Raw genomic sequence first — 10,686 nt, 5'->3', positions numbered from 1 at the left:
CTAGCCTGTTGCGGACTCTGGACACCCTGCTTCAGGCTGGCTTCAATGAAAGTATCAAGATCCCCGTCCAATACCGATTGGGTATTGCCAATTTCGATATTGGTCCGCAAATCCTTGATCCGTGACTGATCCAGCACATAGGAACGAATCTGATGCCCCCATCCAATATCCGTTTTGGAATCTTCCATGGCCTGCTTGGATTCATTCCGTTTCCGCAATTCCGCTTCATAGAGGCGTGATTTCAGCATCGCCATGGCATCGGCGCGATTACGGTGCTGAGAACGGCCACTCTGACATTGCACGACAATTCCCGATGGCAAATGGGTAATCCGGACGGCCGAGTCAGTTTTATTGATATGCTGCCCGCCTGCTCCAGAAGCACGAAAGGTATCCACCCGCAAATCAGCAGGATTGACGTCGATTTCGATACTATCATCCACTTCCGGATAGACGAACACGCTGGCAAAGGAAGTATGGCGGCGATTACCGGAATCGAATGGGGATTTGCGCACCAGCCGATGCACCCCACTTTCGGTGCGCAGGTAGCCGTAGGCATATTCACCACTGACCTTCAGGGTTGCGCTTTTGAGACCGGCAATATCGCCGGGAGATTCCTCGAGCACTTCCACCGCCAGGCCACGCCGCTCGCAATAGCGCAAATACATGCGTTCCAGCATCGAGGCCCAGTCTTGTGCTTCAGTCCCGCCAGAGCCGGACTGAATATTGACAAAGCAATTATTGGGATCCATCGGGTCTGAAAACATGCGGCGGAACTCCATGTCCACCACCGTCTTCTCAAGCTGCGCGACATCTTGTGCGATGCTCTGCAGCGTGTCTTCGTCATGCTCTTCCTCAGCGATCAGCAGCAGCTCGTGGGCATCCTGCAGCTGACTATCGATTGACTGCAGCGTATGCACGACATTCTCAAGTGACTTTTTCTCACGCCCCAGCTCCTGGGCGCGGTCATGATCGCTCCAGATGGATGGATCCTCAGCCAGCCGGTTGAGTTCTACCAAACGAGTTTGCTTGGCATCGAAGTCAAAGATACCCCCGTAAGGTTTGACTTCTTTGCTTTAGATCCTCCAGTTTCGAGGCTAACGCGTTGATTTGTTCAGCTTCCATGGCGATTAGGTTCCAAAACGTTTAATTATACCAGCAGAGAGCAAGTGAACCCAGCCGGGCTGGAAACTTGGCAATGACCAGATTTGAATGAATTTGAATGGGAAATTTTCTCAGGAGATGAAACTTGCGCAACGAAACGGATGGCCAGGCTAAATAGTCACTATTCCTGTTGCGCCCGCCGGCGCTGACGCTTCTTGAGGGTATAGTTGAGTTCCCCCCCCAACAAAAGCGCTAATCCGCTGACATATAGCCACATCATCAAAATAATCATACCCGTAATGGACCCATAGACAGGGTTGTAATCGACAAAATTTTCTACATAATATTTCATACCCAGGGAGAGAATGACCCAGAGGCATACCGCTAGGATGGAGCCAGGCTTGATCCACTGCCACTCATGATCGGTGTTGGGTGCAAAATAATAGATCAGGTTGAGTGCCACCAGCATGATCAGTACGATCATCGGCCATTGCAGCAAAGACCAGTAGAACGCTACGCCTACTTCTTCCTTTCCCACGAAATCTCCGGTCCACCGTATCACCTGCTCACCGGCAAGTATCAGGATTAACGAAGTGATCACAAAGATAGTGGCGCCAAGCGTAAGCAACACCGCTATGCCGCCGACTTTCCAGAGGGGCCGTGTTTCCTTCACCCCATACACTACATTCAGGCTATTAATGATCGCCATCATGCCCCAGGATGCTGCCCAGAGCGAGCCCAGCAGACTCAGATAGAAAACTCTGTCCCCACCGCCCTGGATCACCTGATCCACATAGCGTTCGACAAGAATCAAAGATTCTTCCGGCAACACTTTCTCCGCGTAGAACATGAGAGTGGGCAATAACACCTGCTCGGGCAGCATCCCGACAAGGGCCTTCACCCCCAGCAGCGCGGGAAACAAAGCCAACATAAAATAAAACCCAAGCTGCGCCGAGCGCCCCAGCACTTCATCCTTATTGCAAGCCACCCAGGCTTCCCCGATCACCTCCCACATGTCCCTGAGTCGCTGCCACCAGAACTGCCGATTAAATATTTCTTGTAAAGGCATCACTTTTCCATCATACCGAGATTTTCTGCCAGATGAGAATAATCATGGCAAATCATGCGTTAACCAATACTGAAGTGAGCATGCGCATTAATCCCAACTGCTGTGCTTCACGACCCGCAGCATCGTTCACGGACTATAGTGCCAGCTCCATGACGATATTGCAGCGAGCATAAACAGGATGCACGCCCTCGCTCAGGGTGCGGAAGCCATGCTTGCGATAGAGCGCAAGCGCTGTGCCCAGCGCAGTATTGGAAAGCAAATAGAGCGACGTGGCCCCGCGTATCTTGGCCTTTTCAATCGCTGCCTGAAGCAGGATTTTACCGTACCCCTTGCCTCTTTCGTTTGGCGCCACGGTCATTCGAGCCAGCTGAAACCGTGCCGGGGATTCCTTGAAAAGCGCACATACACCAATAACCTTGCCGGACTCGACAAGACTCAGGATATGCCCCCCCTCTCGAACGATCCCGTAGGGATCTGCGGCCAACTTCCTGTCTCCCTCCTCGAGTACAAAACACTCCTTGATCCAAAGTTCATTCAAGCGAATGAAGTCACTGCAATGATTTTCGTTGTCTGTTTCGATGTGCATAGACCAGGTCACCGTCTATATTGAGTCAACCAATACATATCCAATTTAATGAGCAAAATCGTCCAGGTTCCATGATGCGCGCTATCGCTTCTCATCTCAATTCCGGTACATGATACCCCGGGGGGTCAAGATTTCATGCACCTTGAGAGAAATTCTGATTGTTGTGTAATATTCTGAACAATCGAAGCGATTTATGGCCACCCTGGTGGGTGAGGTGCTTAGATTATTGGGCTACTGCCGCCATCACAACACATTCAATGTCTGGTGAGGAAAAGTATGCAATGTTATGCTTTCAATCCATATCTTTCTACCTCCGGCCTCAATCAAGCGAAACGACAATGCGCATTGAAAATCATTTATCGACTGTTGGATTATTGTTTGGCACGCTGTTCTTTGCACTCTCGCTGTCACCCAGCCTGCTGCCTCGAGGTGACGCTGTTCAGGGGATAATTTCGGGCATCTCCCTGGCGGCGGGTTACGGGCTGGGCGTCATCAGCGTCTGGCTTTGGCGTTACCTGGAGTTACCCCGTCCCCGTGAACGGATACAGCACTTTATTTATCTGGGATCAGCGGCGCTCTGCGGCCTGCTGGTGGTCAGTTTTCTGTGGCAGGCCAGTCATTGGCAGAACAGGGTCCGGGTGCTGATGGGAATGGAAATGGTAGATGACATTCGGGCCCTGCTGGTGGGGAGCATCGCGCTGCTGATTTTTCTTGCTGCACTGCTGATCGGCAAACTTTTTCATCAGCTGCAGCTGATACTGTCGCGCAAGCTCAGACTCATTGTGCCCCGCCGGATCTCGCATGCAGCCGGCCTGCTGATGGCATTTGCCGTATTCTGGGCAGTGATTGATGGTGTGCTGATTTCATTTGCGCTTCATACGGCCGATATTTCCCATCAGCAAATCGATGCGCGCATCGATCCAGAACTGGAACCCCCCACTGCCCCGGTGAAAACGGGCAGTGCAGCCTCTCTGATCGCCTGGAAAGATATGGGCCGCCAGGGCCGCCGTTTTATTTCAGAGGGCCCATTGGCAAAGGATATCGAACGCTTGTCTGGCGCACCTGCACTGGACCCAATCCGTGTCTATGTGGGTTTGAATGCAGCAGAAACACCCCGGGAAAGAGCTGAACTGGCTCTGGAAGAGCTCAAACGGGTCGGTGGTTTCGAACGCTCGATGCTGGTGCTGATCGCCCCCACCGGAACAGGCTGGATAGATCCTGCCGGCATTGAAGCGCTGGAGTATCTGTATCGTGGTGATGTGGCCAGTGTTGCTGCACAATACTCCTATCTTCCCAGCGCGCTATCCTTAATGGCTAAAGGTGCCTATGGTGTAGAGACAACCAGAGCGCTCTTTCAGGCTGTCTATGGACACTGGACACAGTTGCCGCGGGAAAACCGGCCTGCCCTGTACATCTTCGGGCTCAGCCTGGGCGCACTGCATTCTGATCGCTCCTTCGATTTCTACGATATCATCAACGATCCTTTCAATGGTGCGCTCTGGAGTGGTCCTCCCTTTCGCACGGGCACCTGGCGCACGGCCACTGATCGGCGTCACCCCGAATCACCCGAATGGCTGCCTCATTTCCGGAATGGCTCAGTCATTCGCTTTGCCAATCAACAAGGGGGACTTGAGGTGGGTAATTCACCCTGGGGCGACTTCCGCATCGTTTTTTTGCAATACGCCAGCGATCCCATCACGTTCTTCTCGCCCGCAACCTTCTACAGGGAACCAGACTGGATGAAGCCACCCCGTGGGCCCGATGTCTCTGAGGATCTGCGCTGGTTTCCCGTCGTGACCATGCTGCAGCTTATTGCCGATATGATTGCCGGCACTGCGCCGGCCGGATATGGTCACGAATATGCCGTGGAACATTATCTTGATGCCTGGTTCGCACTGACCGAACCCGAAGGGTGGAATGAACATGAATTTGACAGGCTCAGAAAAAGCTTGGCAAACAAAAGATAACGAACAGCGCGGACAGCGCTGCCATAAGGCAGATAGGGTCACACTGGGCTGGGTCACTTCAACGTGCTTCGCCTTGCAAAAATGATAGCGAAAAATACCTACCGTTCAGAGCGCCATCGCACCGGAAGGCAAGCATTCATCGCGTTTACTGCGTAATAGGTTCGTCCAGAGCCTGATACAGCTGTTCAGCAGCCTCCCGGGCTATCGCTATCGCATCGATCAGTATGCGGATGGCTTCAGCAGAAGCATGAAAGCCTTTGGATGCATCGGCATCGATAAAGTCCCAGCGTAATTGTGCCTGGCGGTGTGCCAACAGTGCAGACTCCAATGGCGCACCTGTATACGCGCGCTTCTGCGCAAATAGAATGGCGTCCATCAAGGCCGTCAGCGCGCTTTCTGTTAGCGCGAGCAGGCCAAGTGTGTTGCTTTGCAGTCGCAGACTGCGTTCGGCCAAGCGTTCGGGACTGCCGTCATGACAGCTCAAGCAGGCTGCTTCAAGCTGCGTCAAGGGGCTGCGGATCCAGTGCTCGGTAACATGCATGCCACCGTCCTGAATCACTGGCATATGGCAATCGGCACAGGAGGTGTCGTTTGCAGCATGCACACCCTGGGTATGCAGTTCAAAATTTGGATGCTGAATCTTAATCAGGCCTGCACCGGTCTCAGCATGCTGCCAGTCACTGAAGTCAATCGCGTCGTAATAGTTGCTGATGGCCTCAATGGTCATTCCCTGAGCCCAGGGAAAAATCAATTCCTGTGTGCCATCCCGGAAATAATATTCGACGTGGCACTGTGCACAGACATAACTGCGCATGTCATGCCGGCTGGCAGCGCTCAGATCAATGCCTTGTTGTTCCAGCGCATTGCGCAGCGCCGGACGGCTGATTTGCAAGGCCATGGTATCGGCGGCGTGACAGTCGGTGCAAGTGCTGCCGTGATGCACCTGGCCACGGATCTCATTAAAGCTCATGGCATTGAGCGCATCCCAACCGTATGCGCGAACCAGCAAAGGCGCTTCTGCGGCATGACAATGAATACAGCCGGCAGGCTGGTTGCGCGCCAGGGTGCGCTGGCTGTTACGCTGGTCGATCTGGGCGTAATAGTGTGCGCGGGATGCATTGTATTCGAGCGCAAACGCATTGCCGGCCCAGGCGCGCTGACGAAACGGATTGGCAGCGAGTTTGTCCTCGGGAGCATCTGCGCCATGTTCGGCGCCGCGCATAAAGGCGGCAACATGGAGGGGATACAAGACCGACCAGCTGAGCGGGTCGATTTCATCTTGTAGCTGCTGCATGCGGGACTGCTGATGCCAGGCAAACAGTACAGCAATCAGGGACACCAGCATCAGTGTGCCCAGCGCGGTAAGTTTCGCCAGTGTTTCGCGCATGCTAACGATTCCTTGTACGAAGTCTTTGAACAGGACTGGGCTGATGCCGCATCAGGATCAGACCATATTGAACAGCTCGCTGTGAATTTGTGCTGCCGGCATTTGCAACTGCCGCAGGGATTTACGGGCGGCATCAAGCATAGCCTGTGGGCCGCACATGAAAACTTCGTAATCCCGGAAGTTTTCCGGCAGATATTTTTTCAGCATTTCCAGGTCCAGATAGCCCTGCTCACCCTGCCAGTCTGGTGGCGTATGTTCCAATATGGGCACGATGGTGAGTGGCAATTTTTCAGTAAGCGCAAAAATCTCCTCGCGCCGCGGGATACGATCCCACTCGCTGTGGGCCGTAAACAGGATATGTGGCCGAGTGTCACTTTTCTGTGCCAGTGCCTGCAACATGCCAAGTATGGGAGCAAGGCCAATGCCCCCGCTGATAAAAATGTAACCGGCCGCATCAGCATGGCGTTCACAGGCAAAGGCGCCATAAGGGCCATCCACAAATACGGTGCTGCCTACCGGAGTATCGCCTATGGTCTTGGTGAAATCACCCAGTGCTTTGATTGTAAACTGCAGCGAGCCGTTGTCTTGTGGTGCCGAAGCGATGGAAAATGGATGTTCCTGCATACTAAAAGGTGAGTGATTGATACTGAGCCAGCAGAACTGTCCAGCCTGAAACGCAATTCCCTGATGTCCCTGTGGTTGCAGGGTCAGTGTCCAGCAGTCCCCTCGCTCTTTTCTGATAGCAGTCAGTTGCCATGGGCAGCGGCTAACCAGCAGCGGCCGCAACAAGCGCACATGCAGCACAATCAATGCCAGCGAGACGGCAATGGTGATCCACAAACTTTTTATCGAAGGCAACGCGCTGTAATAAAGGATACCCCACATATGTATAAAGGCCAGTATCACCACTGCCAGGGCCAGCAGCAAATGCAAGACACGCCACTGGTCGTAGGCAATGTTTAACTGCCGCCGCCAGGCAGAACTGATAACAACCAGCAATAGCAGCAGCAGGGACAGCACGCCGCTCAGCAGCGGCCAGGACAAGGATTGCGGATCAAAGCGAGTCAGCATAGCCGGCTTGCTGATCAGCAATAGCAAGGGATGCGCAAGCACAACCAGCAGCATCGCATAGGCCAGATAGCGATGAAAATAATAGATGACATCGATGCCAAAAGGCGCTACCGGTTTGCGTAGTCGCGCGGTGATAAAAAATTGCAGCACCAGCATGACCAGACCGCAAAAGCCAAGACCCATCCCGCTATCCCACAGGAAACCACCTTTGGCGGGTACCGGTGCCAGAATCAGAACCAACAGCGGGGTTATGACCAGAGCAAAATACACGCTCAGCCAGAATACAGCGGTTAATTTAATGCGTGCGGCATTCGGACGCAAACCGGGCGAAGGCGGCGCATGAGAGAAATTAACGCCTGTTTTCATAATGAGCGAATGTACCGGGAAACAATTTGGCCGTCAACTTGGCAGGAAAGTCATGCGAGTTTGTGAAATTCGTCTTTTGGGTGCCTTTAAAAATTATAGTAATCACGGTTTTCTCCAGAATGGCGGCAATGATTTCCATATTGCAGATATGGCCACTATAATAAAAGCCATTGCAAAGGCAAACCTTGTCTGACGGCTAACCTGCAACAAAAGACATAAAACCAAGGATATATGCCAAAATCAAAAAGACAACGACCGTTAAAACAGCCATCGGCCAAGCTATTACGCGACGTAGCTGCTACCATGAAATTATGTGACAAAGGCGAGGCAGACGTTGCCCAGCAGCAACTGCTGGAATTGGTCACCAAGCACCCTCGTAGCAAGCCAGTGTTGTACGCTTTGGTCGATTGTGAGCTACACCGTACAGGATTGGCACAACTTTGCCTATTACAACGAGCAATTGCTACCACTGGAGCGCGGCGAGGAACGGGAATTCACCCTGAATAACCTGATGGCCGCCTTCATCCAATTATTCTACCCGAGGCTTGCCTGGTACTATGCCAGAGAGTTGGTGGCACAGTACCCAGATTCCGAATATGAAGAGCAAGCTCAATCTTTCATAAAGTCAACCGAACCTTTTTTAAAACAGGAAAATGATGAATTGATGGGCGACCTGGCGTTCGCCCAAGAGGAGAAATTTAAACTTAGGGTGCTGCACGACTGCATACGGTTCTTAACCGAGACGGGGCACCCGGCAGAAGCCATTAGCGCAGCTGAGCAACTGCTCGAGAAAATCCCCAACCTCGCACCCGTTCTCAACAACCTCAGCCTATCCCAATTCATGTTGGGAGACGTAGATCAAGCAATCAGCACGGCACGAAAAGTGATCGCGCAGGATGCAGATAACTTTCATGCCTTGGGCAACCTGGTGCGCTATCATTTTTTGACGGCGCAGTTCGATCAGGCACAAACCTATGCCCACCGCCTGCAACAAATCGACAGCGACAAGCCTGATTTCGAACTAAAGCAGGCAGAAGCATTCGCCTTTCTGGGCGATGACAAAAAAGTGTGGGCAGCATATCAGCAGGCAAAAACAAAGGGTCACGAAGCCAATCCCGTTCTGCTACACCTGGCAGCCGCAGCTTCATACCGGCTGGGTAATGAAAAAAAAGCGTGGCAATTGTGGCAACAAGCCGCGAAACTACACCCGGGATTTAGCATGGCACAAGAAAGCCTGGCTGAAAAACCGCTACCTGCCGGTAAACGCAATGTGCCCTGGTACTGGCCGTTCGAATACTGGCTTCCTCAAAATTTTTGGCAGCTATTGGAATTGGGCCAGCAGTACTCGGGGAAAAGTGTTCAACGTCTGAGTACGAAGGAAATTGAACGAGCCATGAAATTAATGCTGGCGGAACGGCCATATTTAGCCAAACTGTTTCCCCATATATTAGAACGTGGTGATCGATATGCACGTCAATTTATTCTCAACTTCATCCAGGTTGCCGCTACCCCTGAACTGCTGCAACTGCTGTATGATTTTGCCCAGAGTCCGCATGGCAGCGATAGCCTGCGCCTGGAAGCCGCCCAGTTCATCAACCAAAAGTATCCAGCCATGCTACCAGAAGATAGAACCATACCCATGTGGATCGGTGGCAAGCAAAAAGAACTGTTCATGATGGGGTTTCAAATTACCGATGAGCCTGAACGGATCAAAGGGATTTCTGAAGCCATGATGGATAAACACCTCGCTGCATACGATTTACTGATAGATGAAAAACTGGAAGCGGCCGAACGGCTGTTTAAGGAGATTATTACCGAAGCACCTGATTTCTACAGCGCCTATAATCAGTTGGCAGTAGCTTATGAAAAACAAGGACGTAACCAAGAGGCGCGGGCGTTAATAGAAGAGACCCATAAACGGTTTCCCGATTATCTCTTTGCCCGTGCTGGCCTGGCCCGGATAAAAGCACGAGACAAAGAGCTTGAAGCTGCACGAAACCTGTTGAAGCCGCTGCTAAAAAGGCCCAAATTGCATATTAGTGAATTTCGGGCCTTGGCCCGCGCCGAAATTGATATTGCCCTGGCCGATAACCAGACCGAAACAGCCCGTACCTGGCTGGAAATATGGCAGCAAGTCGAAGATGACAATCCAGAGCTTATAGAGTGGAAAATGCGCATTAATGTACCTGATAAGCTGCTGACAGGTTTGAAAAAGCTCCTGACGGACGACAGTTAAAAAGTGCCATACCGAATCAGACATATTCACATTTTTTAATGACCATTCCCGTCTACTCACCAATTCCTATAAACCCGAGGTCAGTTCTGGTTTGCTGGCCGGCAATAGTCGGAAGGCACCGACACTAAGAATCGAACGCGGGGCCTTCTGATTCCAAAGCATATCTGCGAATTATAGTTATATGTAAATCATAGACTTACAGCGCTAGACACAGCCAAATCCAATGTCGCATAGCCTAGATCAACGGCATTTCAATCACAGTCTGGCACAAATTTGACACAATCAATTTTTGGCTATTTTCTCAGCAATGCTAACTTCAAGCCAAAAATCGGATCTTAAGCCTTTTTATTGCGGTCTTTTCGTTCGATTTCGCGACCGTCGCTATCTGGCCCAGTAACCAGCCCAGCTCTGGCGGCAAAGGCGCTTACCAGATGCAGTGCCGTGGCATTGACCTTGCCCGAGCGCCGACTGGTCTTGCCGTCGATTGCTACTACTTCCTGCGGCTCCAGCGCGGGTAATACCCAACTGACCCAGCGCCGGAAGGCCGACTCGAGCTGATCCGGATTGATCAGTCCAAACAATCGTCCGAAGGTATCGTGAGACGGAATGCCGTGCTCGAGCTCGGATTAACGCCGGAACCACGCAAGTTTTTCATTCGCCCCACGCCTCAATCTCGACAAAATTGTCCGCGCCGGCCAATACGCCATTGACCGCCACCACGAGTATCTCGACCAGATCATGCCGCGTTTTGCCCGCTTGCCGCAGATCGGCAATCGACACAAACACATCCGCCAGACGCAGCCCGCTTTCTGTTTCCATGGAACACACCAAAAAGACAGAAAACTACACAAAACAAGGAGCTATGAACAGTCCTTTTAAAACTCATTGATCGTAAAAAATAAT

The 10,686-nt window shown here is 52.0% G+C and carries 8 protein-coding genes and 1 pseudogene; 3 read left to right on the top strand and 6 right to left on the bottom strand.

All coding sequences use genetic code 11. The features are described 5' to 3' along the window. The 3 genes from prfB to ABTW62_RS06385 all read right to left on the bottom strand — a co-directional run. Nucleotides 1-1,122, bottom strand: a protein-coding gene (gene prfB / locus ABTW62_RS06395) for a peptide chain release factor 2 (RefSeq protein ID WP_430903762.1) whose coding sequence is annotated in 2 segments (ribosomal slippage) — nt 1-1,040 and nt 1,042-1,122 — 1,121 coding nt annotated over the 2 segments. Because the reading frame shifts where the segments join, the coding sequence is not laid out codon by codon here. This gene is flagged as partial in the annotation. 160 nt (nt 1,123-1,282) lie between these two features. After that, entirely contained in the window at nt 1,283-2,170 is an 888-nt protein-coding gene (locus ABTW62_RS06390) for a YihY/virulence factor BrkB family protein (protein ID WP_430903761.1), read from the bottom strand. A 133-nt stretch (nt 2,171-2,303) separates the two neighbouring features. Further along, the gene (locus ABTW62_RS06385) at nt 2,304-2,756 is read right to left on the bottom strand and encodes a GNAT family N-acetyltransferase (protein WP_430903760.1); all 453 of its coding nucleotides are present in this window, start codon (nt 2,754-2,756) and stop codon (nt 2,304-2,306) included. 338 nt (nt 2,757-3,094) lie between these two features. On the opposite strand from ABTW62_RS06385, the gene ABTW62_RS06380 reads away from it, so the two are divergent. Then, nucleotides 3,095-4,723 carry an alpha/beta hydrolase gene (locus ABTW62_RS06380; protein ID WP_430903759.1) on the top strand — a complete coding sequence of 543 codons (1,629 nt, stop codon included), beginning with the start codon at nt 3,095-3,097 and terminating at the stop codon, nt 4,721-4,723. A gap of 145 nt (nt 4,724-4,868) precedes the next feature. Here the strand turns inward: ABTW62_RS06380 and ABTW62_RS06375 are convergent, their stop codons facing one another. Both ABTW62_RS06375 and ABTW62_RS06370 read right to left on the bottom strand, forming a co-directional pair. Then, nucleotides 4,869-6,110: an ammonia-forming cytochrome c nitrite reductase subunit c552 gene (locus ABTW62_RS06375; protein ID WP_430903758.1), complete on the bottom strand. Its 1,242-nt coding sequence runs from the start codon at nt 6,108-6,110 to the stop codon at nt 4,869-4,871. 57 nt (nt 6,111-6,167) lie between these two features. Continuing rightward, nucleotides 6,168-7,547, bottom strand: a complete 1,380-nt coding sequence (locus ABTW62_RS06370) for a ferredoxin reductase family protein (RefSeq protein WP_430903757.1) — start codon at nt 7,545-7,547, stop codon at nt 6,168-6,170. Nucleotide 7,548: 1 nt separating this feature from the next. Between ABTW62_RS06370 and ABTW62_RS06365 the strand changes: the two genes are divergently transcribed. Next, on the top strand, nt 7,549-7,740 hold the full coding sequence (locus ABTW62_RS06365; RefSeq protein WP_430903756.1) for a hypothetical protein: 192 nt from the start codon (nt 7,549-7,551) through the stop codon (nt 7,738-7,740). Nucleotides 7,741-7,956: 216 nt separating this feature from the next. After that, nucleotides 7,957-9,783, top strand: coding sequence for a tetratricopeptide repeat protein (locus ABTW62_RS06360; RefSeq protein WP_430903755.1), 1,827 nt, complete (start codon nt 7,957-7,959; stop codon nt 9,781-9,783). A gap of 337 nt (nt 9,784-10,120) precedes the next feature. On the opposite strand, the pseudogene ABTW62_RS06355 reads toward ABTW62_RS06360, so the two are convergent. Next, nucleotides 10,121-10,602: pseudogene (locus ABTW62_RS06355) on the bottom strand (ISAs1 family transposase); the annotation flags it as partial. Nucleotides 10,603-10,686 lie beyond the last annotated feature (84 nt).

This window comes from Nitrosomonas sp. ANs5, assembly GCF_050584665.1.
Classification (GTDB): Bacteria; Pseudomonadota; Gammaproteobacteria; order Burkholderiales; family Nitrosomonadaceae; genus Nitrosomonas.
Note: the sequence above shows the minus strand (reverse complement) of the source record. Positions and strands in the feature narration are given on the sequence as shown.